Annotated in this window: 26 protein-coding genes; 20 read left to right on the forward strand and 6 right to left on the reverse strand. The window is 52.2% G+C overall.

What is annotated here, in order from left to right:
* The first annotated feature begins 9 nt into the window (after positions 1-9).
* The 7 genes from flgG (at position 10) to JWZ98_RS18325 (ending at position 6,782) form a co-directional block, all read left to right on the forward strand.
* Positions 10-798, forward strand: a complete 789-nt coding sequence (gene flgG, locus JWZ98_RS18295) for a flagellar basal-body rod protein FlgG (RefSeq protein WP_033159262.1) — start codon at positions 10-12, stop codon at positions 796-798.
* A 15-nt stretch (positions 799-813) separates the two neighbouring features.
* Positions 814-1,518: a flagellar basal body L-ring protein FlgH gene (flgH, locus tag JWZ98_RS18300; RefSeq protein ID WP_205451283.1), complete on the forward strand. Its 705-nt coding sequence runs from the start codon at positions 814-816 to the stop codon at positions 1,516-1,518.
* Between the two features lie 22 nt (positions 1,519-1,540).
* A complete protein-coding gene (locus tag JWZ98_RS18305; protein ID WP_205451284.1) occupies positions 1,541-2,629 on the forward strand; it encodes a flagellar basal body P-ring protein FlgI in 1,089 nt (362 codons plus the stop codon).
* A gap of 45 nt (positions 2,630-2,674) precedes the next feature.
* Positions 2,675-3,721, forward strand: a complete 1,047-nt coding sequence (gene flgJ / locus JWZ98_RS18310) for a flagellar assembly peptidoglycan hydrolase FlgJ (RefSeq protein WP_033159260.1) — start codon at positions 2,675-2,677, stop codon at positions 3,719-3,721.
* Positions 3,722-3,730: 9 nt separating this feature from the next.
* The gene (flgK, locus tag JWZ98_RS18315; protein WP_033159259.1) at positions 3,731-5,398 is read left to right on the forward strand and encodes a flagellar hook-associated protein FlgK; all 1,668 of its coding nucleotides are present in this window, start codon (positions 3,731-3,733) and stop codon (positions 5,396-5,398) included.
* Between the two features lie 9 nt (positions 5,399-5,407).
* On the forward strand, positions 5,408-6,316 hold the full coding sequence (gene flgL, locus JWZ98_RS18320) for a flagellar hook-associated protein FlgL (protein WP_051670497.1): 909 nt from the start codon (positions 5,408-5,410) through the stop codon (positions 6,314-6,316).
* Between the two features lie 157 nt (positions 6,317-6,473).
* On the forward strand, positions 6,474-6,782 hold the full coding sequence (locus JWZ98_RS18325) for a hypothetical protein (RefSeq protein ID WP_033159257.1): 309 nt from the start codon (positions 6,474-6,476) through the stop codon (positions 6,780-6,782).
* 154 nt (positions 6,783-6,936) lie between these two features.
* On the opposite strand, the gene JWZ98_RS18330 is transcribed toward JWZ98_RS18325, so the two are convergent.
* A complete protein-coding gene (locus JWZ98_RS18330) occupies positions 6,937-8,481 on the reverse strand; it encodes a hypothetical protein (protein WP_205451285.1) in 1,545 nt (514 codons plus the stop codon).
* A gap of 95 nt (positions 8,482-8,576) precedes the next feature.
* On the opposite strand from JWZ98_RS18330, the gene JWZ98_RS18335 reads away from it, so the two are divergent.
* From JWZ98_RS18335 to yeiP, 10 genes are all read left to right on the forward strand, one after another.
* Complete coding sequence (locus JWZ98_RS18335; RefSeq protein WP_205451286.1) at positions 8,577-9,674, forward strand: IS5 family transposase; 1,098 nt, start codon at positions 8,577-8,579, stop codon at positions 9,672-9,674.
* Between the two features lie 582 nt (positions 9,675-10,256).
* Positions 10,257-10,574 carry a hypothetical protein gene (locus tag JWZ98_RS18340; RefSeq protein WP_240348097.1) on the forward strand — a complete coding sequence of 106 codons (318 nt, stop codon included), beginning with the start codon at positions 10,257-10,259 and terminating at the stop codon, positions 10,572-10,574.
* Positions 10,575-10,752: 178 nt separating this feature from the next.
* Complete coding sequence (locus JWZ98_RS18345; RefSeq protein ID WP_205451287.1) at positions 10,753-11,229, forward strand: NifB/NifX family molybdenum-iron cluster-binding protein; 477 nt, start codon at positions 10,753-10,755, stop codon at positions 11,227-11,229.
* 327 nt (positions 11,230-11,556) lie between these two features.
* Positions 11,557-13,008, forward strand: coding sequence for an ATP-binding protein (locus JWZ98_RS18350; protein ID WP_205451288.1), 1,452 nt, complete (start codon positions 11,557-11,559; stop codon positions 13,006-13,008).
* 5 nt (positions 13,009-13,013) lie between these two features.
* On the forward strand, positions 13,014-13,589 hold the full coding sequence (locus tag JWZ98_RS18355; RefSeq protein WP_205451289.1) for a hypothetical protein: 576 nt from the start codon (positions 13,014-13,016) through the stop codon (positions 13,587-13,589).
* 5 nt (positions 13,590-13,594) lie between these two features.
* Positions 13,595-15,181, forward strand: coding sequence for an ATP-binding protein (locus JWZ98_RS18360; protein WP_033159249.1), 1,587 nt, complete (start codon positions 13,595-13,597; stop codon positions 15,179-15,181).
* Between the two features lie 13 nt (positions 15,182-15,194).
* Positions 15,195-15,923 (forward strand): response regulator transcription factor, encoded by a 729-nt coding sequence (locus JWZ98_RS18365; protein ID WP_225892914.1) that lies wholly within the window; start codon positions 15,195-15,197, stop codon positions 15,921-15,923.
* 122 nt (positions 15,924-16,045) lie between these two features.
* A complete protein-coding gene (aat, locus tag JWZ98_RS18370; protein WP_205451290.1) occupies positions 16,046-16,738 on the forward strand; it encodes a leucyl/phenylalanyl-tRNA--protein transferase in 693 nt (230 codons plus the stop codon).
* Positions 16,735-17,457 (forward strand): arginyltransferase, encoded by a 723-nt coding sequence (locus JWZ98_RS18375; RefSeq protein WP_205451291.1) that lies wholly within the window; start codon positions 16,735-16,737, stop codon positions 17,455-17,457. Before aat ends, JWZ98_RS18375 begins: the two co-directional genes overlap by 4 nt.
* A 3-nt stretch (positions 17,458-17,460) precedes the next feature.
* Positions 17,461-18,027 carry an elongation factor P-like protein YeiP gene (gene yeiP, locus JWZ98_RS18380; protein WP_033159245.1) on the forward strand — a complete coding sequence of 189 codons (567 nt, stop codon included), beginning with the start codon at positions 17,461-17,463 and terminating at the stop codon, positions 18,025-18,027.
* Here yeiP and JWZ98_RS18385 read toward each other — a convergent pair.
* The 5 genes from JWZ98_RS18385 to JWZ98_RS18405 all read right to left on the reverse strand — a co-directional run bounded on the left by JWZ98_RS18385 (position 18,024) and on the right by JWZ98_RS18405 (position 21,052).
* Complete coding sequence (locus tag JWZ98_RS18385) at positions 18,024-18,167, reverse strand: hypothetical protein (protein ID WP_205451292.1); 144 nt, start codon at positions 18,165-18,167, stop codon at positions 18,024-18,026. The two genes, yeiP and JWZ98_RS18385, sit on opposite strands and share 4 nt — an antisense overlap.
* Before the next feature lie 218 nt (positions 18,168-18,385).
* Positions 18,386-19,405, reverse strand: coding sequence for a restriction endonuclease (locus tag JWZ98_RS18390; protein ID WP_205451293.1), 1,020 nt, complete (start codon positions 19,403-19,405; stop codon positions 18,386-18,388).
* An 84-nt stretch (positions 19,406-19,489) separates the two neighbouring features.
* Positions 19,490-20,065 (reverse strand): hypothetical protein, encoded by a 576-nt coding sequence (locus JWZ98_RS18395; RefSeq protein WP_205451294.1) that lies wholly within the window; start codon positions 20,063-20,065, stop codon positions 19,490-19,492.
* A 421-nt stretch (positions 20,066-20,486) separates the two neighbouring features.
* Entirely contained in the window at positions 20,487-20,783 is a 297-nt protein-coding gene (locus JWZ98_RS18400) for a type II toxin-antitoxin system RelE/ParE family toxin (RefSeq protein WP_240348099.1), read from the reverse strand.
* Positions 20,783-21,052 (reverse strand): type II toxin-antitoxin system ParD family antitoxin, encoded by a 270-nt coding sequence (locus JWZ98_RS18405; RefSeq protein WP_240348101.1) that lies wholly within the window; start codon positions 21,050-21,052, stop codon positions 20,783-20,785. Before JWZ98_RS18405 ends, JWZ98_RS18400 begins: the two co-directional genes overlap by 1 nt.
* Positions 21,053-21,484: 432 nt before the next feature.
* On the opposite strand from JWZ98_RS18405, the gene JWZ98_RS18410 reads away from it, so the two are divergent.
* From JWZ98_RS18410 to JWZ98_RS18420, 3 genes are read left to right on the forward strand one after another with little or no spacing between them, the layout of a single operon-like run.
* Positions 21,485-22,210 (forward strand): ABC transporter ATP-binding protein, encoded by a 726-nt coding sequence (locus JWZ98_RS18410; protein WP_205451295.1) that lies wholly within the window; start codon positions 21,485-21,487, stop codon positions 22,208-22,210.
* On the forward strand, positions 22,207-23,619 hold the full coding sequence (locus tag JWZ98_RS18415; RefSeq protein ID WP_205451296.1) for a DUF3526 domain-containing protein: 1,413 nt from the start codon (positions 22,207-22,209) through the stop codon (positions 23,617-23,619). The genes JWZ98_RS18410 and JWZ98_RS18415 overlap by 4 nt, the downstream gene beginning before the upstream one ends.
* Positions 23,616-24,998 carry a DUF3526 domain-containing protein gene (locus tag JWZ98_RS18420; RefSeq protein WP_205451297.1) on the forward strand — a complete coding sequence of 461 codons (1,383 nt, stop codon included), beginning with the start codon at positions 23,616-23,618 and terminating at the stop codon, positions 24,996-24,998. Before JWZ98_RS18415 ends, JWZ98_RS18420 begins: the two co-directional genes overlap by 4 nt.
* Positions 24,999-25,013: the final 15 nt, after the last annotated feature.

A 25,013-nucleotide genomic window follows, 5' to 3' on the forward strand; every position in this document is an offset into this window, starting at 1 on the left:
GAGATTGTCATGACAGAACGAGCATTATGGGTCGCAAAATCCGGTTTGGATGCCCAACAAACCCGCATGGCGGTTATTTCCAATAACCTGGCCAACGTCAACACCACCGGCTTCAAGAAAGCCAGACCGATTTTCGCCGACTTGATGTATCAAAACGTCCGTCAAGCCGGCGCACAGTCCACCCAGAACACCCAATTACCCACCGGCTTACAGCTAGGCACCGGGGTGCGCACGGTGGCGACCGAAAAACTGCACACCCAAGGCAATATTCTGCAAACCGGCAACTCGCTGGATATAGCGGTCAGCGGACGCGGGTTCATGCAGATTTTAATGCCCAACGGCGACATCAACTACACCCGGGACGGCTCGTTCAAAATGGATTCCACCGGCCAAGTGGTCACCTCCAACGGCATGCCGCTGGAACCGGCCATCACCATTCCGCAAGACGCGCTAAGCGTCACCATCGGCCAGGACGGCACGGTATCGGTAACCCAACCCGGCGCGGCGGCGGCGAATCAAGTAGGCCAAATTCAAATTGCCGACTTCATCAATACTGCCGGCTTGGAGCCGATTGGCGACAACCTGTTCCGGGAAACTGTCGCCAGCGGTGCGCCGATTATCGGTGCGCCTGGCGAGAACGAACTCGGCACCATGATTCAAGGTTCCTTGGAAACCTCAAACGTCAACGTCGTGGAAGAGCTGGTCAACATGATAGAAACCCAGCGTGCTTATGAGATGAACTCCAAAGCCATTTCCACCACCGACCAGATGTTGTCCTTTGTCACGCAACAACTTTAATTCAGGACAAAGCTCATGAACAAATTCATCACACGGCAATCAAGCGGCAAAATTTTGCTGGTAGCGGCAATCGCCTTACTGGCAGGCTGCGATACCTTGCCAAAACGCGACCCCGACTTCGCTCCAGTGCAACCCGCCGATCTGCGTCCGCCCCAACAAAGCAACGGCGCGATTTACCAGGCCGGCTACGACATGCGTTTATTCGAAGATCATGCCGCGCGCCGGGTCGGCGATATTTTGACGGTAACTTTCGACGAGAACACCAACGCCACCAAGCAAGCCAATTCCAAGGCCAGCAAAAACTCTGACATCAATATCAAAGGCTCCGCCCCAACTCTATTCGGCGTAGCCAGCGAGGCTTTGCTTGGACATGACCTGGCCTCATCACTCGAATACAGTACCGACCGCAGCAGCGAAGGCAAAGGCGACTCCCGACAAAGTAACCGGTTGACCGGCAGCATGAGCGTGACCGTGGTCGACGTGTTGCCCAACGGCAATCTGCGCGTGCGCGGCGAAAAACGTGTGACGCTGAACGACGGCAGCGAATATATCCGCCTGTCCGGCATCGTAAGGCCTATCGACATCAACGTCGCCAACACCCTGGCCTCCAGCAAAGTGGCCGACGCCACAATTATGTACACCGGCGACGGCGCCTTGGCCGACAGCAGCAAGCCCGGCTGGATCTCGCGAATTCTTTCCAGCCCCTTGTTTCCTTTCTAGCCGAGGCTGACGGAGAAATCTGATGAACAAAATACTCTTTTCAATCGCCTTGCTGCTCTTGGCAAATACCGCGCAAGCGGAACGCATCAAAGACATCGCCGCCATCGCCGGCGTGCGCACCAACCAATTGGTGGGCTACGGTCTGGTGACGGGTCTGGATAAAACCGGCGACAAAACCAAATTTACCGGCCAAAGCCTGCGTAGCATGATGGGCAAACTGGGCCTGACCTTGCCGCCGGATACCGATCCCAAAGCCAAAAACGTCGCATTGGTCAGCATTCACGCCGACCTACCCGCTTTCGCCAAACCCGGTCAAAAAATTGACGTCACGGTGTCCTCGATAGGCGATGCCAAAAGTTTGCGCGGCGGCTCGCTGTTGATGAGCCCCTTACGCGGTGCCGACGGCAATGTGTATGCGGTGGCACAAGGGAATTTAGTGGTAGGCGGCCTTAGCGCCGGCGGTCAGGACGGCTCGAAAGTGACCGTCAACAACCCCTTGGTGGGCCGGGTGCCTAACGGCGCCACGGTGGAACGGGCCGTACCTAGTTCATTCGATCAAAGCGCTGACCTGGTGTTTAATTTGAACTCGTCGGATTTCACCACCGCGCAGCGCATGGCGGACTCGATCAACAAGGCTTTAGGCGCCGAAACCGCACAAGCTGTCGACGCCACTTCGGTCAGCGTCAGAGCGCCGGTTAACCCCAACCAACGGGTCGGCTTTGCCTCGGTTATCGAAAACCTGGAACTGGCCCCCGACGATGCGCCGGCCAAAGTGATCGTAAACTCCCGCACCGGCACCGTGATTATCAACAGCAAGGTCAGAGTACAACCCGCCGCGGTGTCTCATGGCAGCCTGACGGTGACGATCAGCGAAAACCAACAAGTCAGCCAGCCCAACCCCTTATCCGGCGGCAGTACCGTAGTCACACCGCAATCCAATGTCTCGGTTAAAGAAGATAAAAACCACATGTTTGTCTTCAACCCCGGCGTATCGCTGGACGAGATCGTCCAAGCGGTAAATGGCGTCGGCGCCGGCCCCAGCGACTTGGTGGCGATTTTGGAAGCATTGAAATCCGCCGGCGCGCTGAGAGCCGAGCTGATCGTGATTTAAACAACGTAATACAGCCGCCAATTGCATGATTTTTTGGAGATTCCCATGTTAAACGTAGACAGCGCTTCGGTTTATACCGACTTCAACGGCCTGGCGAAACTTAAACAAGGCGCCCGCGAGCAATCGCCCGAGGCGATCAAGGAAGTCGCCAAACAATTCGAGTCGGTGTTTTTAGGCATGATCATGAAAAACATGCGTCAGGCTAAATTGTCCGAAGGCATTTTGGATAGCCAACAAACCCAGTTTTATCAAGACATGTACGACCAACAAATGTCCGTACATCTGGCCGGCAAACCCGGTATTGGTTTTGCGGATTTGATTGCCCAACAACTGTCGCCCAAACAAAACAAAGACGAAGAACAAGACAAACAACTGTCCACTGGCGATTTCTTGAATCGCGCAGCCGGCACCGGCGCCAGCAATAAGCCCGACCATCATCAGTCGTTGCGAGCCGGCGAGGAAAGCGAAGAATCCCTGCCGCTGGATGCCTCCGGCTTAAGCAGCCTGGAACGCAGTTTGGCCCGTTTGGAACGTAGTCAAAATGCGCTAGCCGACCAATGGCAAACCCTGGACGACAAAGTCAGCAGCGAAAATGATCGGCCGCTAACCTCCAGAGACGAGTTCGTTAACCAATTGCGTCCGCATGCCGAACAAGCCGCGCGCAGCCTGGGAGTAGATCCCAATGTCTTGCTGGCTCAAGCGGCATTAGAAACCGGCTGGGGCCAAGGCATGGTGAAAAATCCCCAGGGCGATAACAGCTTTAACTTGTTCAATATCAAGGCCGACAGGTCCTGGCAAGGCAAACAAGCCAAAACCATGACGCTGGAATATGCCGGGGGTGTCGCCAAAAAAGAAATGGCCGGCTTCCGGGCTTACGATTCCTATAAAGAGAGCTTCGACGATTACGTGAACTTTATCAAAACCAATCCGCGTTACAGCGAAGCTTTGAAAAAAGCCGGCAACGCCGGACACTATTTACACGAGCTGCAACAAGCCGGTTATGCCACCGATCCGCGGTATGCCGAAAAAGTCATGACGATCTACCACAGCCAAACCGCGGCCCAGGTAGCAGCTCTAAAAAGCGCGGGATAGGAGGCGACCATGGCCATTGGCATTCTCGGAAACGCATTGTCGGGGCTGACGGCGTTCCAGCGCTCGCTGGAAACCACCAGCAACAACATCAGCAACGCCAACACCGAAGGCTACAGCCGGCAGCGCGTCGAACTGGCCACCCGCCCCGAGCAATTCACCGGCAACGGCTATATGGGCAACGGCGTCGAGGTTGCTAATATCACCCGCAGCTACGACCAGTTCATCAGCAATCAGGTCCGCTCCAGCACCGCGACGTTTCACGATATAGACAGTTTTTACACCTTGTCCTCGCAAATCGACAATATCACCGCCGACGAAACCACTGGTCTGGCACCGGCCATGAAAAGCTTTTTCGATGCGATCGACAGCGTTGCCAACGATCCCAGCTCGGTGGCCGCCCGCCAGGTGATGTTGACCGAAGCCGAATCGCTGACCCAGCAATTCAACACCATGAGCGCCCGCTTCGGCGATTTGCGTAAGCGCGTCAACGATAACATCACCAGCTCGGTGCAAGAGCTAAACGGCTTTGCCAAAACCCTGGCCGAATTGAATGTGAAAATCGTGTCGGACATCGGCCGCTCGTCCGGCAAGCAAATGCCCAACGAGTTGATGGATCAGCGCGATCTATTGCTGACTAAAATTGCCGAAAAAGCCGATGTTTCCTATGTCGCCCAAGCCGACGGCTCTTACAACGTGTTTATCGGCAAGGGCCAACCACTGGTGTTGGGCAGTGCGGCTTCGACGCTGTCCGTGGTCGGCGACAGTAACGACGTCAATCAAAAGCTGATCATGCTGAATGGCCAGGATATTTCAAAACAGTTATCCGGCGGCGAAATCTCCGGCAATTTGCGCTTTAGAGATCAAGTACTGGACCCTGCGCAACAACAGCTGGGTTTGCTGGCAACCGGTTTGGCTACGGAATTTAACAATATTCATAAAGCCGGCTACGACATCAACGGCAACACCAATGTGGCGTTTTTTGATTTGAATTCGCCTACTCCACAAGTGAAAGCCACCGTCAGCGACAGCACCTTGGTGGTTTCTAGCGCATTTGTTGCCCCAACATCAGCATCCGGCTTGGGCGCCGCTTACCGGCTTGATGTGACCGCAACGGTGCCGGCGGCCACTTTCAGCCTGACCAATTTAAGCGACAATACCACTACCACAGGCTTAAGCGCCGCTACTCTGGCGACCACCGCCGCCACTAACGGTTTTAGTATTAGTTTTAGCGGCGGCTCGTTGACCAGCGGCGATTCCTTCCAGATCAGCCCCAACTTTAATGCCGCCGCCAAAATCAAAGTGAACGCGGCCATCACCAATCCCAGACAAATTGCTGCCGCCAGCGCCACCGGCCTGCCCGGCGACAACAGCAATGCGCTGAAATTGGCTAACCTGGAAACCCAAGCAAAAATGTTCGGCGGTAAAGCCAGCTTTACCCAAGTGTATGGGCAAATGATCTCGGATGTGGGTTCGCAAACGCATGCCGCCTCGGTGGGTCGCACCGCGCAGGAAACCCTGCTAAAGCAAGCCACCAGCGCCAAGGAAAACGTATCCGGCGTCAACTTGGATGAAGAAGCGGCCAATCTCATCAATTTTCAAAATTCGTATCAGGCAGCAGCCAAAGCCGTGTCGGTGGCTAACTCACTGTTCGACACGCTGATCGGGGCATTTCGCTAGGAGATTATTATGCGCATTTCAACTTCATGGAATCATCAGCTCGGCCTTAACGCGATGTTGGATCAACAATCCAAACTCAGCGAGACTCAGCTAAAACTATCGTCCGGCAAGAAATACCTCAGCCCCGCGGAAAATGCGGTCGCCGCCACCAGTATGATCGACCTGAATCACAACATTAAGGAAAATGAGCAATACCAAGTCAACATCGGCGCGGCGCGGCAAAGGCTCGACCTGGAAGAATCCGGCCTGGATAATGCCGGCAGCGTGTTGCATAGAATCAGGGAATTGACCGTACAAGGTTTGAACGACAGTAACACCGCCACCAACCGCAAACAAATCGCGATGGAAATCGATGAGTTGAACAAGCAATTACTAAGCATCGCCAACACCAAAAATGCCAACGGCGAGTATATTTATTCCGGATACAAAACCGATCAGGCCGCATTTACCGACACCCCGGCTTACGCCTATCAGGGTGACGCCAACCAACGTAGTATCGCGATAGGCCCCACCCGGCAAGTGACCGACGGCGACCCCGGCGAGTCGGTGTTCGGCAGTATTCAAGTCGCGCCGCTGACAGCAGGCAGCATCAGCAACGTGTTTCAAGCAGTCGCGCAAATATCCGCCGATTTAAAAGCCAACACGCCCAATAAGAACTCGCTGAACGACATCGATACCGCTCTGGTGCGCTTCGATACGATACGCGCCTCGGCCGGCGCCCGTTTAAACGCCTTGGACGATCAGGAAAATTTAAACGCCGACTACATTCTGGACAACAAATCCACCGCCTCGGACATCGGCGACCTGGATTACGCCGAAGCTTTGAGCAAATTCAATCTGCAACAAATATCACTGCAAGCCGCGCAGCAAGCCTTTACCAAGGTACAAAATCTGTCGTTGTTTAATTACATTTCGTAATTTTTCTAGCACCGGGATTATCCATCCCGGTGGGCACCTGTATGGTCTGCATTGCCTTCCGATGTTAAGATTCTTGGGGCTGAGCAAAATCAAGCAGCAAGACGATTTAGGTCAATTAAGTTGATTTAGTGACGGAAGGCATGAAATGGCAAAAACCATGAGTTGGCACCGCATCACCCTCTCCCGCCAGGAATACGAATCCGGTGAAATCTACGTGCTGTTAGGCGCTTTCCGAGCCGCCTACGTGGCGCGAAACGGCCCCGAGGGCATGGCGATGTTCGGCGGCTGGTCCGACGACGAAACGGCCTTCCTGGTTTACACCACGCCCAGATCGGTACGCCACATCACCCCAATCCTGGACGCCTACTCGGCCAAACAAAGCAAAATACCCGATCCGTCCGGCCTGTCGTTGATATACGGCGACGAGTCCGGCTTCTCTTCCTTCGAGATGGGTTTTGAAGCCTGATGTAGCTTCGGATATTTGTGAATTGTCTTTAAACCTATCGCAAACCCGATTTTCCGGTAGGTGTTCTGGAGTGGGTTGATGGGCAAATTTCGTCTAATTTCAGACCTTTGAGGTTGATCTCTGAATGGCCGGTTTAAATCAAGTGATTTGGGTGTTAGCACTTTTTGTCAAACATAGTAACAACGGAATAATCGGCATCGTATCTTTCTTCTACAATTTCTATTTCAGATAATAAGTCTTCGTTTTTGATAGAATTATCTCTTCTTGAAATCAACCGTTTTTCAATTGAAGCATTATTTGTTAACAGCTCGTAGCGTTCATTGTCCAAAACTTTCACCGTACCTGTTAAAACGATAATTAAACCAAAGGTATGACTTCCTATTGGAGTTGTCATTAGAAAAATATTTGCAACATTTTTGTTGGGATCAAAGCCCTCACCGTCTACATTAAATTCAACCCTAAAAAGGTTAGGTGAAGCATTTATCAAACTTGCCATTTGACATATTTCTTTTTCATATTGATATATTTCAGAAAATGATATATCCACAACTTCTGATACCTCAAAATCCGAAAGCAATTTTACAGCACATTCAATGGTTTTTAGCTCTTTTGAAAAATCGAACCGTGCATCTGTACAGCCTACTTTGAATTCTATACTTCCCCCTCCTTCAAAAACTAATTCAGCAAAAATATTTTTTCCTGAGGAGTTCAATAAATTAAGGAGTTTTAACGCATCTCTAAATTTTTTTACTTCTAGTCTAACTCCTTCTCCTAGGGAAAATGAATAATTTGCAGAACCAGTATATGGGTTTAAGGCCAAATCAAAAAAGTCACCTTCAATTCTAATTTTTTTTAGTTCATCAGGAACCAAAATATTAAATGGCGAGCTAAAATATTTCGATTTAAATGATACTCCAGGAGATAGCTTACTTTCTTTAAAACTAACTAAAACTTCCCCGTTTGGTTCAAGATTCGGCATTTCTAGTCGACCACCAGTGTTCGCTATAAATGGCTTTTTAGAAACGATACCAAATCGAGTATGAGTTCCTTTAAATGTAGATAATCCCACATCATTTTCAATGCCCAAGGAAACATCTATAAGTTGCTTCAAATTATCTTCACCTTCTACTGTAAAGTGTATTTGTGCAAAACCATCTTCAAAGCCAGTAGACTTAAGATGTGTCATTTTATTTGATACATACTTTGATAAATTTGTACCAATATAATTGTTTAAAATACCCTTAAGACAGCTTCCATTAAGCACAGACATCTCATGCTCTTTACCATAGTGAATGGTCATTGTTCTTTTATTAAAATTATTTTCAACATCACTTTGTTCAATTTTGTGCAGATTTCTAAGTACTTTAGAAATTAATTCATTATCAACATGAACAATAAAAGCTCTTTTTGCGGAATCAGCACCATCAAACTCAATGAAAACAAAGAATGCAGGCATTTGAGCTGTGATTAATCGCCTTAAGTTTGATAATTTTATAGGAAGCTTTCTTTCTTGCTTATCAGTTGCTTTGACTTGAACTTTGCATTCAAACGCAGCTTTATGAAGCTCAATAGGATTTCTTTCAAGTTCCGAGTTGAAGGGAAATTCAACAAAAAAATCCCATCCTGTTTTATCTATTTTTGAACCATTTGAAATAAGTCCAGCATCAGCACACCAAAGAGTGAAAGTACTTTCTCCCATTAACAGGCTGGTGAAAAACTCGAAAAGCCAAGTAAGCTAAGGCATAGATGAGCCGCCAACTGTTAAAATAGGCTACCTAAATTTGGAGCCTTTCAATGCGCGGACACGATGCCATCCAAAACAACTGGTTCAGCTACATCAACCTGGAAGACCGCATTCCCAAGCAGCATCCGTTGCGCCGTTTACGGCTGTTGGTCGATGGCGTACTGGCCTCGATGGATGCCGTCTTTGCCGCGCGTTACTCGCACACTGGCCGTCCCTCGATTGCCCCCGAAAAACTGCTGCGCGCCTTGCTGTTACAAGTCCTGTATACGGTCCGTAGCGAGCGTCAGTTGATGGAACAACTGGACTACAACCTGTTGTTTCGCTGGTTTGTTGGTTTGGGTATCGACGATGCTGTCTGGGAGCGCAGCGTGTTCAGCGCCAACCGCGAACGCCTGCTGTCCGAAGCCCTGAGTCGCGAATTTTTTGAGCGGGTACTGGCCATAGCCGAATGGCAAAATCTGGTGTCCGACGAACACTTCAGCGTCGACGGTAGCCTCATTGAAGCCTGGGCCTCGCATAAAAGCTTCGTTAAAAAAGACGGCAGCGGCCCGGACAAACCCGCCGGCCGCAATCCCGAGGTCGACTTCAGCGGCGAAAAGCGCAGCAACGCCACCCACCACAGTACGACCGATCCCGAAGCCCGGCTTTACAAGAAAGGCGAATACACCGAGGCCAAACTGCGTTACATCACCCATGCCTTGTCCGAGAATCGCAACGGCCTGATTGTCGATGTCGAAACCACTCAAGCCACCGGCACCGCCGAAATCGAAGCCGCGCAAAAAATGATCAAACGCCGCGTGCCCAAAGGCGGCAGCGTCGGTGCCGACAAAGGCTACGACCAAGCGGCGTTCGTCAACGGACTCGAGTCCCGTGACATCAAAGCCCATGTGGCCCGCAAAAAGACCGGCAGTGCCGTCGATGGCCGCACCGCGCGCGGCAAAGGTTACGCCCAAAGTCTCAAGCGCCGCAAAATCGTCGAAGAAGCCTTTGGCTGGGTCAAAACGGTCGGCGGCCTGCGCAAAACTCGTCACATCGGCTTAGCCAAAGTCGCGGGTCAGGCCTTGTTTTGCTTTGCCGCCTACAACCTGACGCGCATGCTCAACCTATTGGTGTTCACGCCGAAACCGGCGTGGAGTGCGCCCGCCTAGGGTGAAGTTCGCCTGAAAACCGTCCACAGACGGCTTCAGGCGAATAAAAAGCCCTTGAAACCGGGGCAAAACGCTTGAAACTCGATGTCATGACCGATTTCAACTCGAAAAAATCACTTACATCGTGGGTAAGGGGAAATATCGGCGGGTTTTTCACCAGCCTGTTAAGCCTACGTCTCTCATATTTTCCCTATTGTGCTAACTAGTGATTAGATAGTTCTGTATATCATCGGAACTTAGTAGGTATGACTGGTAAAACATCAAATTACGGCCATTGAATCAGATCAACCGATAGTCCGCAACCGATCGGTTTTACCCGCTTAATTCTGACCGAGCAACTTCCGCCATTTACACCTGCTATAGCGCTAACATTTCAAGTCGGATTGCGGTAGTTGATTAAGCGCAACTGCTGCCATTCAAACATCTGCGGTTCAAAAGGGTTTTGTTTGTTACAAACACAACAGATACCCACAGCATTTTTCATTTATTAATCAATCTCTTAGGAATTGGCGCGAAATATGAATTAAGCAAGCCGTGCACAAATCAATGCTATGTCCGGTTGCTCATCATTTTACGGTGCCTATGTCTGAAATCATCCCGTTTCCCGTTCCCAACCAACAACAAAAATCGGATCTTGATGCGGTTATCGATGCAGCGCTAAAGGCTATCCCGAGGCAAGACCGAGAAAAGCTCAGGTTTGAGTTGATCAAAACGATAGACAGCTACGATGCCTTTTTTTCTGAATGGGCTTTGAGCCTACCCGAGGATAGTAACGAAACTCTCAGAAAACAAATTTACGATATTGCCCATCAGGAACATGACCGAAAAATAGAAATGCTGAAAGACATTATGCGACTGAAGATTAAAGAGCTGGTTGCGGAATACCGGCAACGAAAGTAGCGCGGTTTGTACCGAGCTCGCAAAAACCCACGGCTGGTGCGCCCTTCTACAGGCTCTGGTCGAACGGTATTTAAGCGCCGGATTTAAGTAAGGCACGGATTAACAACACCCAAGACCATCAGTTTTAAAACCTAGCCTTAGTCGTCCTTTGGCCCAAATATTTATTGAGGAGTGTCATATGAATCAACTTGCCGATGTAAACAGTGTCGCGGAACTTGAAGTCGATGCGGATAAGCTGATCGTGGCTTTTGCAAGTTCCGATGGAGAGATGGTTAATCAGCATTTCGGGTCATCCTTGGGATTTCATGTCTACGCTATAGACGGCAGTTCCGCGACGCCTTTGGCGGCTAAGTCGTTTGGTAAGGAACAGCGTGACGGGAATGAAGAGAAATTAAAGCCTAAGCTGGCCTGGTTAACCGGCTGCGATATGGTTTATTGCGGCTCGGTTGGTGGCACAGCCACCAATGAATTAATCAAATTGGGCGCTCATCCGGTCATCGTTAAAGGCGGTCCCGACATTGAAGAAATAATTGCCGAGTTACAGCAAGACCTTACCGGGGCCATGTCACCGTTGCTGGAACGTATTTTTAAACAAAAATCCGGTAAAGATCAGAGCCGTTTTGCAGAGATGGCTGACGAAGAATGGGCTGAATAATCTGCCGGGCAATTTTGCCTTAATACCCTCCAACTCTACTACCCCTGTCCTTACATTTCCGGGTAGCGTCATCCCCGCAGCAGCGATGGTATGTGAAGGCCGGGCGAAAATAATCGCACGCTTGGGCCGGCGACCGACATTTGCGCCACCATCGCCAACGCTAAACAACCTTTTTCTAAACTCAGGGCATCCGGCCTGCGCCTCACGGTATTTGCCGCCGCCAGCCTTATGGCCGCTGGGCAATGCCGTTTGTGAAGGATTTAGGGCCAATTTTTAGGATACCGTTTCAACTATACTATGGAGTGATTTATTGCTTCTCGCACAAGGATGAAATTTAAAAATTTTTTATCGTTAAAGTCCCTGATCATTCTGGGCTTTGTCATTGCGGTGATTCCGCTGTTTCTGGCCGTTATGTACGCCGCTTTCGGCATGCGCGAGACCTCGGCGCTGGGCCGCACCGTCAACACGCATGTCTTCGAACAAACCAAAACCATCCGCCTGGTTTTACAAAAAGCCTCCGATATAGAGCGCAAGGCCAAACTGTTTGTGTTGCTGTCCGACCCAACGCTGCGCCAACCCTACGAACGGCAATCCTACGAAACCGTGCGGGCCTCGTTTAAACAGGCTTTGGGTGATTTGCTGAAACTGCACGTCGATAACAAAATCGCACTGCTGGTCAATGAATTGTCTGAAAAAGAAAACCTGATTTACCAGCAAATCATCGGCTCGGATGACGAGAATAATCTGGAATTACCGATAGACGAGGCTTTCCAGGGCTTGCGCGAATCCGCCGCCACCCTGTCGCGCGAGTTTGAAAACCACGTCGATCACGAATTCAACGAACTGCACCAATTGTCGGAATCGCTGGAGCATGGCCTGTTGGTCAAAGGCGCAGTATTACTGGCGATTTCGTTCGGTGTGATTGCCGTTCTGTTGATCGTATTGTCGCGCTCGATGCGGCAACTTGATCTTTCGATCCGCCGTTTGGGCGCGGGCGAGCTGGCCGAACCGATTCTGGTGAACGGCCCGTCGGATTTACGTTACCTGGGCAACCGTTTGGAGTGGCTGCGCACTCGCTTACTGGAACTGGAAGTGTCCAAGCAACAATTTATGCAAAACGTCGCCCGCGAGATAGAACTGCCCTTGGCAAGCCTGCGTCAGGATGCCGAATTGCTGGCCGGCGAAACCGACTACGACCCCAACAGCAAGCGGCAAGCCACTGTTTTGCATTTATGCGCCAATATCGAAAAGTTAAGCGCCGTATCCGAGGAATTACTGCGCTACAGTCGGATCAATTCCCTGCCCGACATCAATCGCAAGGAAAGCGTAAACGTCAAAGATTTGCTGGAAACCGTCGTTGACGATTTTCAACCGGTTTTAAGCAGTAAAGCCATCGCTATCCGCACGCTGGCAAGGCCGGTGGAAATTGCCGGCATTCCCGAACAATTGCGGGCAATCATCGAACAATTGCTGACCAATGCCGTGAAATTTTCGCCGGAAGGCGGTGAAATTCGCGTCATATTACGCGACGCCGGTACTTTGATGGAACTGGAAGTGGAAGACGAAGGCCCCGGTATCGCCATCGACGAACGCGATCATATCTTCGAGCCGTTTTATCGCGGCAAGGCCGGCGATACCGGCGACGGCCCCGGCCTGGGCTTGGCCATCGTCAAGGAATACGTCGCCAATCATCAAGGCAAAGTGGAAGTCATCGATGCCCGTCAAGACCAACAAGGAGCCCGCATCAGGGTTCAAATTCCGTTAACCGGGGAGAATTAAGCAACATGCAGGCACTATTCATGCGCGTATTGGCACTGGTCGCATCATTGTTGGCAATCAGCGGCTGCGCCGAGATGGATTCCAGCGTCAAGGAACATTTTCCAACCGTTTACAGCGCGCCGGTGGTGCATTCGGACATAGACGAGTTGCTGGATTTTGGCAACAATCTGGCCAACATGACCACGGCGAGCCGCACCGAGACATGCCGGTCTTTAATGAAACGCCAAAAAGACGAACCCGAGATTGGCGTGTTACTGCATTTGATGGTAGGCCGCCTATTGTCAGATGCCTGTGGCGACATTCCCAAAATTCTCGATGAAATTGCCGGCATTACGCCGGCAGGCCTGAGCGACGAACGGATGCGCCATCTGGTTGCCATTCACACCGAAGCATTAAAACGCATCAACAGCGCATCAAGAAAACTCGGCTCATTGGAACGCAAACACAAAACCGTGCAAAACGTGCTGGAAACGAAAGACGCCGCCGGTTCCAAGAAAGAAGAATCAAGACTGCTGCGCGAGAAACTGGAAGCCATCCGGTCGATGGAAAAGCAACTGGACGAGACTAGCGAAGGCAAATAAGGCCAATGTTTCGGTTTCGCTTGGCGATAGTCATTGTTGTTTCGTTCTGCTTTGTATTGAGTTTGGGCATTGCCTTGTATTGGGGCGCCGACGAAGTAGCGCGCTATTTTCAACACAGCCAAACCGCCTACGAAACCTTCGACGATTACGAACAGCTGTCGCAGGAAGCTTATCGCCATTTCAAGCAACGCATGGACCGGCTGATCACCGCCAACCCCAATTCGGAAACCGGCGTGGAATCTTCCAAACGCCGTCTTTACGAGGCCATGCAAACGCTGCGCGACACCGCCGTCAAAGCGCCGGACACTGACAGCGCCAGCGAAGAATGGACCAATAAGCCCGCGGAATTGGAGAAAGTCGCCCATCTCACCGCTTTCCTGGAAGCCAGCGAATATCGCTTCGAAGAAGTGGAACGGCTGCGCTTGCAAGGTAAGCTGACTACCGCCGTGCAGGCTTTAGCCAAGTTCACTGAAGAGGAAATCGACGGTAAATTCCAACCCCTGATCGACGCCGCCATCAACGCCGAACGGGAAAAAGCCCAAAAAGCCAAGCGCGAGTTGGAAATGTTGGTGGAAAAGTCGCGCTGGACGGCGATTTTGGCCTCATTAACCGCGGCGTTATTCAGTCTGGTAGCCGGCATCATGTTGCTGCGCGCGTTTAAAAAACCTATCGAAGCGCTAATGAAAGGCACTGACGAAATCGCCTCCGGCAACCTGGATTACCGCATCGCTTTGGACAGCCGCGACGAATTTGCCTATCTGGCCAGCCACTTCAATCAAATGGCCAAGGAGTTGGAAGTCCAACAAGATAAATTACGCGAAGGCCGCGCCGTATTGGAAGAGCGAGTGACCGAGCGGACCTTTGAACTTAATCTGTTGAACGAAGAATTGAAGCGCATGGATAATGCCCGCCGTGAGTTTTTGGCGGACATCAGCCACGAACTGCGCACGCCGATCACGGTGATTCGCGGCGAAGCGGAAGTGACGTTGCGCGGCCAGGACCGCGATGCCGAAGAATACAAAGACGCATTGCAACGCATCGTCGAGCTATCGATGCAGTTGGGCAAATACGTGAACGATTTACTGTTTCTGGCCCGCGCCGACACGGCCAATCTGCAATTCGAATGGAATAAAGTGGATTTGGCGGATTTGGTAGCCAGCAGCGTCGAGGATTTTCAAGTGATGGCGCAAGAGTATTCTATTTCCGTCAGCCTGGACGCGCCTTCCGGGCCATTACTGGTGCGCGGCGACAAGCAACGGCTACGGCAAGTGCTGTTCATTCTGGGCGAGAATGCCTGCCGCTATTCCAAACCGCTCGGGCATATCGCTGTGGCGTTATGGCGCGACGGTAAACAGGCCTGTTTCAGCCTGACCGATCAGGGCATAGGCATACCCTCCGAGGATCTGGATCGAATTTTCGAACGCCACTTCCGCAGCAGCAATGCCCAGCATTCCCGAGACGACGGCTCCGGCCTGGGTTTGCCGATGGCTAAATCCATCCTGCAAGCCCACGGCGGGCAAATCGCGGTACGTAGCGTCGAAAACGCCGGATCGACATTTACGGTTACACTACCCCTGCTTACGGTAGCATAGGACGGATTTTCATATGAATGATAAATACATGACAACCAATACTCTGACGGGAATAGGCTATATGCGGGTACTGATGGTTGAAGACGACGAGCGTATCATCGATTTCGTGCAACGCGGCTTAAAAGCCGAGGGCTATGCCGTGGAGGTGGCCCGTAGCGGGCAAGAGGCCATTGCCTTGGGTACCGAAGGCAGCTTTCAGGTGATCATTCTGGACTTGGGCCTGCCGGACATGAACGGCAGGCAGATTTGCGAACGCTTGCGCAGCAACGGCATCGACACCCCGATTTTGATGCTAACCGCGCGCGATACCGTGCAAGACAAAGTAGCCGGCCTGCGCTCCGGTGCCGACGACTATATGACCAAGCCGTTCGCCTTTGAAGAATTGCTGGCCCGTATCGAAGTTTTACTCAGGCGGCGCGGCGGCGAAGTAAAGCAGGACGACAAAGAATTGCGTATCGAAGACCTGGTACTTAATGGCGAAACTCACGAGGTAAGACGCGGCGATAACGTCATCGAGTTAACCCCCAAGGAGTTTGCCTTGCTGGAATGCTTTATGCGCATGCCGGGTAAAGTATTGAGCCGCACGCGCATTCTGGAACAAGTCTGGGGCTATAGCGCCGATCCGCTGACCAATGTGGTGGATGTTTATATTCGTCAACTACGGCGGAAGATAGACGACGATTACGAGCTGAAATTGCTGAAAACCGTGCGCGGCTTTGGATACAAAATGGATGCATCTTGAGTTGGACGTGCGAGATTTTGTCTCCAGGCACTGCTAACAGCAGCCCAGCCGACCGCTGCCCACAAACCTTGGTAAGCTAAGTCATTCACAAACCAGCGCCAACCCGGACCCAAGCGCCGCCTATGCAACTCACCCTGCTCGACCCGGATCATCCGCACCAAGCCTTTCCGCCACTGCATAAGGCCTTGAAACAACCCAACGGCTTGCTGGCCTTTGGCGGTTGCCTGTCGCCGCAGCGCATCGTCAACGCCTACCGGCACGGGGTATTTCCCTGGTTCAATCCCGGCGAGCCTATTCTGTGGTGGTCGCCTGACCCGCGTTTGGTCTTGTTTCCGGAACAACTGAATATTTCTCGCAGCCTGGCGAAAACCCTGCGCAAACAATTGTTTGAAATTCGTTACGACAGCGCCTTTCGTCAAGTAATCGATGCGTGTGCGGCGCCGCGTCGCGACGAAGGTGGCACCTGGATTACCGACGACATCCGCCAAGCCTATACCACACTACACCACCTGGGTATCGCACACAGCTGCGAAGCCTGGCAGGACGGCCAGTTGGTAGGCGGCCTGTACGGCATTGGCATCGGCCAGGTCTTTTTCGGCGAATCGATGTTTCATCGTAAAACCGATGCCTCCAAAGTGGTGTTTGTGCAGATGGTGCAGCAGCTCAGCGCTTGGGGCTATCAACTCATCGACTGTCAAGTCAGCAGCGAACACTTACTCAGCCTTGGCGCGGCGGAAATCCCTCGCAGCCGCTTTGTAGAACTGCTGGATAAGCTCTGCGATCAAACACCGACGCCCGACGCTTGGCAAGCATGAGCTCCATCCCGCTCTGGCTGGACAGCGGCCACGCCTGCGGCTATCTGGATAACCGTCTGGCCCGTTCCGGCTTCGTGCATCCTTCGCTGACTATCGACACCACGCTCTACTCGCAACTGATTGCTCAGGGCTTTCGGCGCAGCGGCGATTACGTTTACAAACCCTATTGCGAAGCCTGCCAGGCTTGCGTGCCGACGCGACTGCCGGTGGCCTTATTTCAAGCTGACCGTAAACAAAAACGCTGCATCAAGCGCAACGCGCAAACCCGGGTAGTCGTCAAAAACGCCGAGTTCGACCCGCGGCATTTCCGGCTTTATCAGCGTTATCTAAGTGCCCGTCACGACAAACCTGGTGAAGACACCGAAACCACGCCGGATGACTACATCAAATTCCTCGGCAGCAGCTGGTGCGACACGATGTTTGTGGAGTTTTTAATCGGCGGCCAATTGGCGGCGGTCGCGGTGGTCGATGTGGTAGCCGACGGGCTATCGGCGGTGTATACCTTTTTCGACCCGGATTTTGCCGACCATAGCCCCGGTGTGTACGCCGTGCTCTGGCAGATTGAAACGGCCAAGCAAATGGGCCTGCCCTACGTTTATCTGGGCTACTGGATCAAAGACTGTCGTAAAATGCGCTACAAAATCGATTATCAACCGCTGACAGGCCTGATCAACGGCCAGTGGCAATTTATTTCAAATCAAATATTTAACGAGGATTAAGCCGTGCCGAAAGCCAACGAATTGAAACAGGGAACCGCCATCGAAATCAACGGCGAGCCGTATGTGGTGAAACACATCGACGTGCGCAACCCTACCTCGCGCGGCGCGACCACGCTTTACAAAGTCCGTTTCACTCACATGAAAACCCGGCAGAAGCTGGACGAAACCTTCAAAAGTGACGACATGCTGAAAGCCGCCGATTGTTCACGTTGCAACGTGCAGTTTTCCTACCAGGACGGCGACACCTACTATTTCATGAACAGCGAAACTTACGATCAATACGCGCTGGCGGCTGACGACCTGGAAGGCCAAACGCTATATCTGACGGACGGCCTGGAAGGCATCATCATGCTGTTGATGGACGACGCCGCGCTAGGTATCCAGTTACCAACCACCATTACGCTGCAAATCGTCGAAACCCCGCCATCCATGAAAGGCTCCAGCGCCACCAAACGTACCAAAACTGCCAAGCTCAGTACCGGCCTGGAAGTACAAGTCCCCGAATATATAGAATCCGGCGAGATGATCAAGGTCAACACCGAAACCGGCGAATTCTCGTCGCGGGCTTAACGCCGTCCTCTCCGCCAGCCGCCGACCGATTCAGCCATCGGCGGCAACAGCTTCACTACCCCGCCCTTTACCCAGTCAGCCCCCAAATCTCGATTGGAAGTATGTCCGAGTTCGTGTCTGAGCCACAATTTATGACTCATGCTCGATTGATATTGAAGCGATTTTTGATTCTTTGTGGCACACACCGCAATCCCTTTGGCAGCATTGCTGAAAAAATTCTGATTGCAACAGCTCTATTGGAATATTTTGCAGACATTCAGTGCTGACTGAGCGAGTTCGGCCAAAAACGACGTTCGAAGCTTTGCGCTCAATGTCGGATGAGACTCAATAAGTCGCCATTAACGTGGAGTTATGCAACTCAGCGCGGGAGCGAAAGCAAGAATTCATCCGCGACATCGAACAGTAGGTCAGTAGGGTCGTCGCCTTTGTCCTTCATGTGAAGCATCTTACAAACTTGATCATCGTCGATGACTAACATGAGCTTCCCATGCTCACGCATAGCACCCTGAATCATTGCATAGGCTCCTTTGTCGGCGCCGGTCCGAGTGATGATCACAGCGACGCGACGTAGCCCTTTTTCGAGCAAGTACTTTTCGGTGGTTAGAACCTGTCCTTGCTTGATCTGGCCCTTGTAGTTCTTGAACTCGAATATTATGTACCGTGAGTTCAAGTGGTCGATTAGGAATTGCCAGAATTCGGTTGCTGGCCTGATACGACATACGTAATCGAATCGGCTGAAGCCATCTTCCGTCCGGGCTTGTTTATGCCACCCGTAAAGGTCATTAGGGAACAGGTAGTGAAGAATGCGATCACAGAGCTTTTCATAGGCAGACCAAGTGCCTCGCCCAGGTTTCAACGCTCTTAGCTCCCTACACAAGTCGGCTCCTGCAGTGACAATTGGAGGAGCCGACGGCGGCAGCCGACCTGCCGCAGAGGCCGTTGCTATCAATTCGCGTCCATGTGCGATTGACTCTGTCGTCGGATCACCATCCAAGAGCGCGGCCAGTTCATCCAATAACTCTGGAACCTTCGAGGCCCAAATTACGAGATCGGCTCGATCAACAAATAACAAGCTATAGCAGCGCTCGAGTTCCTCTCTGGCTCCAGGCGGGATAGAGCAAGAAACAACCAACATTCCTTTCCAAGCCCCGGCAGTTATGCCGCGCTCGATCAATTGAGCAGCGGCCGCCTCAATCAGTGAGATCTGTGCTCGTGCAGTCCTGTAGTACTTAACTTCAACAGCCCATATCTCATTGCTGAGAGTGGCAAGGAAGTCAAATGCTCGTGAAGTGGCCGATTGAACAGAGAAGCCGTTCGCAACCAAAATGTGTTGAACGAGAGTTTCGAAACGCTGTCCTGGAAATTGGGAGTTGGTCATAGCTTTGGAGGGGCAGCCGAAGCGCGTAGCGCGAAGGGAACCAACAAGCGCAGCTTGTGTTGGCTATCCCTCTCGACTGTAGTGTTAGGCAACGGCAATTTGCAATTCACGCTGCTTCATAAAACCAAGTGTCCGAAGCACTTCATCATCATAATTCGCGGTGCCGATTGTATTTTCTAGCTCGGGCAAGACGAAGTCACGAAGGCTAAGAATTTCAATGGGGAATTCGCTGTTCTGGTACCGCGAGTGAAAATTAATTGATATTGGTTTGGTGTTGTCTTGATCTTTGACTATCCAACAGACCCAAATTCTTTTGACGCTTTCTGGGTAAAACCCAACTTCTTTATACGTATCTTGAATTTGCGGAAAGTACGATTTGCCTTTCTCGAAATCTGTTGTGCCGTCTGCTTTGTCTTTTCGCTTAGGTGATGCGCCAAAAAATTTCTTTTCAAATCCTTCAGAAAGGCTCTCCAAGGTTGGGCACCAATTTTCCCGATGAGTTACACCGACCTCAATGTGAAATTGAGTTTTTTGAACAAGGTGGTATGCAAGAATATCGAACTGCCTGTTGTTGCCCTTGGTGACTTTCTTGTCTGTCAATGTGAAACATCCGCGGCAAAGACGGAAGTATGCGTCGACAATATGTTCAGCAGCGTTCATGGAGATAGCCTAACGTAATGTATACGACATCAGATGTCCAATAACCCAATGCATTTGTCGTATAACTCCAGTTATTTATGTTTAAGTGGTTGATTTGTCCTCTTTCTCTGAAATTAACAACCCACGTCGTATTGAAAAATAAGACATTCAGCACAGACGTAACTCAATATTCAGGGATAACCGACTTCTTCGGCAATAAATTCTAGTAGTTCTCTCGGTTTGGGTCAGGCTTTCTTGCGATGGTCTGCAATCTGATACTAAGTTGCCAGTGAAAAAACTGCCTGATCGAGCAGCTTAACGCGATAAGGCGCGCCAAATCCCAGAACAAATAGGATGCGGCCGTTAGGCGCATCGATCACGACCGTTGCGCCTCGCCCCTGGCTCTGCACAACCTATCCGGGTGCGCACCTTATCGCGTTAATCATTGGTCGAAATATGCTTCGAAATCCATCGCTTGGTGTGGTATCCCGATAATATCGATACCAAATGGATTGAGCATATAGAAAATCAAATGAGAACCGAGAGGAAAGCAGTAATAGCCTTCGGCAATATCCGTTCGATGTTTGCCTAGATGTGGATGCTTGGCTAACCAATTAAACCGTTTATCAAGGTCTGCTAAATAGCGGTTCCGTTGCGGCTTACCCCATTTCTTCGTTGTGTAGCGGCCAATGCTCTTTAAGTCACTAAACGCCCTAGGGGTAATCCTATAAGTTGCCATTATGCCTCGCTATCCAACTCCTGAATAATGGCCGCAACAGTATAATCCTGTACAAATTCGCCTCTACTGGCTTGCGCAGCGCCCTCGGCAAGATGCGCCCGTAACGCTGCTAGTTTATGCTTTCGTTCCTCAAGTTCCCGCAAAGCATCCCGCACAACCTCGCTAGCGGAGCCGTAGCGACCACTTGCAATTTCACTTCTAATGAAGACTTCCCAATGTTCTCCAAGACTCAAGCTGGTAGTAGCCATAGTAAAAATCCCGATATTCATAAATAACAACACTGAACATACTACATCCCATAGTCTATTTCAATGAAGAGACCTTTCCAGAAAACCATGTCATTATCTGACTGTCGGCAATACATTCAAATACGGTCATTGGCTTGACAAACAGGCCTCCGACTCGGGCTCTCAGACGCCGAGTACCAATCGGCTTTTTCGTTCTCTGAGAACGAGCTATTACCGCTGGAATTTCCGTTACTAATTCACCAATGCCTATCGCTTTCCGCCTTATTCACCAGAACAAAACACTGCGTCAGCGGCTATCAACAATAGCCTGGATCACTATATCCAGGAAAATATCCCATTGGCCTAACTCACCTATTGCGCCAGTCTATCGTTAAAATACTGAACATGCCGGGCGCGGCGGCAGGCCATCCGGCTGACCGTCGCAGATCATTCACCTTAAACCCAATATCTTTTATGAACGCTGAGTCCCCCGTATTGGCCGCCCGCAACCTGGTTGTCGAGTACCGACAACACCGTGCGGTCGATAATTTAAATTTACACATCCACAAGGGCTGCGTTTACGCGCTGCTGGGTGGCAATGGCGCCGGCAAGTCCACGACCATCAGCACGTTTTTGACCTTCAACCAGCCCAGTAGCGGACAGGTGCTGATCGAAGGCGAATCGCCGCACGCCAATCCCGATCTGGTACGAACGAAACTGGCCTATTTACCGGAAAACGTCGCGCTGTACGAGGTGATGAGCGGCTTGGAAAACCTGACTTATTTCTGCGCGCTGGCGAATATTCGTTTGCATGACGAGCAAGCCCGCCTTTTGTTATTGGACAGCGGCCTGCAAGCCGATGCCCACGGCAAACGGGTGGCGGCGTATTCCAAAGGCATGCGGCAAAAAGTGGGCTTGGCCATCGCCTCGGCGAAACAGGCCAAGGCCATGTTGCTGGACGAGCCGACCTCCGGCCTGGACCCGAGCGCGGCCAACGACTTTGCCCAACGCATCCGCGCTGCCGCCGATCAAGGCATGGCGGTGTTGATGGCCACCCATGATTTGTTCAACGCCAAGCAAGTCGCCGACCGCATCGGCATCATGAAAAGCGGCCGGCTGGTAGAAGAATTTGACGCCCACACCGTGCAACACGACGAACTGGAGCAAAAATATCTGGCGCATGCCCGGGGGCTGGCATGATCAAGACCATCATCCGCAAGGAATTTCTCGCCACACTGCGCGACGGCCGCTTGCTGACTCTGGGAGTTGCCCTATTGCTATTATTTGTTGGTTTTTTCCTGGCGTCAGCCTACGAATTACAGCAATTGCGCGCGGAAAAGCACCGCGTCGGCACCACCGCCAAGGAACAATGGAATACTCAGAGTGTGAAAAACCCACACTCTGCCGCGCATTACGGCATCTATGTGTTTAAGCCGGACACGCCGGTGGCGGCGTTGGATCCAGGTTTGCGGCCGTATATTGGCCAGTCTTTATGGCTGGAACCGCATAAGCGCAACCTCACCCGCTTCAGCCCGGCGGCGGATCAAGTGCTAGCCGGCCGTTTCGGTCAAGCCACGACCAGTTTTGTGCTGACTGCGCTGTTACCGCTGTTGATCGTGGCCTTGACCTTTAACGCCGTCAGCCAGGAGCGTGAATCCGGCACCTTGCGGATGCTGCACAGTTTGGGGGTGAATGCCGGCGAGTTGTTGTTCGGCAAATTGCTGGGCTTGTTAAGCGGGTTTTCCCTGGTCTTGGCACCGGCGCTGTTGGTAGCCGCCGTGATACTGCTGGGCAACTTCGCGTTTACCCTGGACGACGTGCTGCGCCTGCTGGTGTTGCTGCTGCTATTAAATCTCTACTACGGCATCTTCGCCGCAGTCGCTATCGCTGCGTCCGCGTCTTTCCGCACCAGCCGCACCACCTTGTTTTGCCTGCTGGGCTTTTGGTTAGCCAGCGTGTTTATAGCCCCGCGCCTCGGCGCGGTGACAGCGGAAATGCTAGCGCCCAACCCCAGCGCCAGCAAGTTCTGGCGTGAGATCAAGGACGACATCGACCACGGCCTGGAGCACGACGGCGACCATGAACAACGCGCCAAAGCCTTTGAAGCAAAAGTTTTGGCGCAGTACGGGGTTTCCCGCAAGGAAGATTTGCCGGTCGGGTTCGTGTCCTTAAATCGTCAGCATGACGACGCCTATTCCGTTAAGGTGCACGCCCTGCATTTCGACGCCTTGCGCGACAATTTTATTAAGCAACAACACTTGAGCCATCTGGGGTCCTGGCTGGGCCCGAGCCTAGCGCTACGGTCTTTATCCATGACCTTAGCCGGTATGGATTTGAGCCATCAACGGCATTTTGAAGACGCCGCAGAAAAATATCGGCACTATTTTATCAATCTGACCGAAGACTGGGACCGCGAGCGTAGCCGCGGCACGGAGCGCAAGGCCACCGGCGCTGAGGCCGATTGGCGTAGCGTGGCGGATTTTAGCTATCAAGCCCCGGACATCGGTTTTGCCCTGCAGGCCGCCGAACTGGATCTTTTGGTGTTGTTACTGTGGTTGGGTTTATCGGTGGGCTTGTTGAGCCTTTCCGCTCGGAGGCTGGTGCCATGATGCAATTAATCGCCATCGAATGGCTGCGCTTTAAACGCAACCGCTTAAACCTGTGGGTGACGGGTTTATTTCTGCTGGTGATGCTGGCTAGCGCCGTTTGGTCGGGTTTGGCTGCGCGCGAATTCCGCCAGCACAGCCCGGCAGCGCCGCAGACCGTGAACGCCATGTCCAATCAAGCGGAGATGCATGACGCCCCGAAAGCGGCGGACCACACCCCCAAAGCCAATGCCTTTTCCGCGAGCGCCGCCGCGCCGCCTTTGCGGCTGCCGGCCCTGAGCGGTTTGGCCTTGAGCGTGCGGCAACTGGATTTTTTAAGTACCGGCATCAAAATCTCCACTCGCAGCCGCCACACCGACGGCCGTAACAGCGATCAGTTGTTCAACCCGATGCTGCATGAATTGGGCATGCTGGATTTTGCCACCGTGTTCGCGCTGCTGACGCCGCTGATGGTGATTGCCCTGAGCTACGGACTGGTGCAGGAAGACCGGGAGAGCGGGGTCTGGCGTTTGGTCTGCACGCAAATGTCGGCACCCTGGCGCTTGGTGTGTGCGGCGCTGGCCGTGCGGTATAGCGTGGTGGTACTGACGGTTTTCAGCAGCTCGCTGTTGGCGCTATGCCTCGATCCGGCATTTAGCCTGGAAACGCTGGCTTATTGGCTGGCGTTCGCCGGCCTGTACACACTGGTGTGGTTTGGCATCGCCGGCTTGTTTCTGCTGCTACCCTTCTCCTCTGGGGCGGCGGCCATCGGCATGCTGGGCGTCTGGTTGATATTGACCTTCGCCGGCCCGGCCTTGCTGGGTTGGGCGGCCGACCGGCACGCGCCGATGCCATCAAGGTTGGATAGCATCATCGCCATCCGCCAGTTTCAGGAACAAAACAATCAACAACGTCAAGCGCTAATGGCACAGTGGTATAGCAATCATCCGGACCTGCAACTGCCAGCCGGCAAGGAGTTACCGCGCGAAATCGCCGGTTTGCCGGCCGGTTTGGTTCTGGATCAACAGATCAGACCGGTGATGTACCGCTTCGACAGCGCCCGCCAGGCGCAATTCGAGTTTTTGGAAGCCTGGTCCTGGCTGTCGCCGGCGCTGGCAGCCGTGCAAATGGCTGATAGGCTAGCCGGCATCGACGCGCCGCGCTATGCCGAATATATTCAGGCAGTCAATCACTTTGAAGATCAATGGCGCGACTATTTCGTACCGAAAATCATGAGTGATAGCGCTTGGAGCGATGAACTGAGTCACGACCAACCGCGCTTTGCCTTTGCGTATCCGGCAAATCCGGCAGCCTGTCTAAGCTTGATTGCCGGACAAGCGGCGCTGGCCTTGCTGTTGTTGGCGGTGCTCTTCTTCTCACGCCGGCGCTTTGCCAAAGCCTAACGACGCTATTTGGCT

Source organism: Methylomonas sp. EFPC1 (assembly GCF_016925515.1).
In the GTDB taxonomy this organism is placed as follows: domain Bacteria; phylum Pseudomonadota; class Gammaproteobacteria; order Methylococcales; family Methylomonadaceae; genus Methylomonas; species Methylomonas defluvii.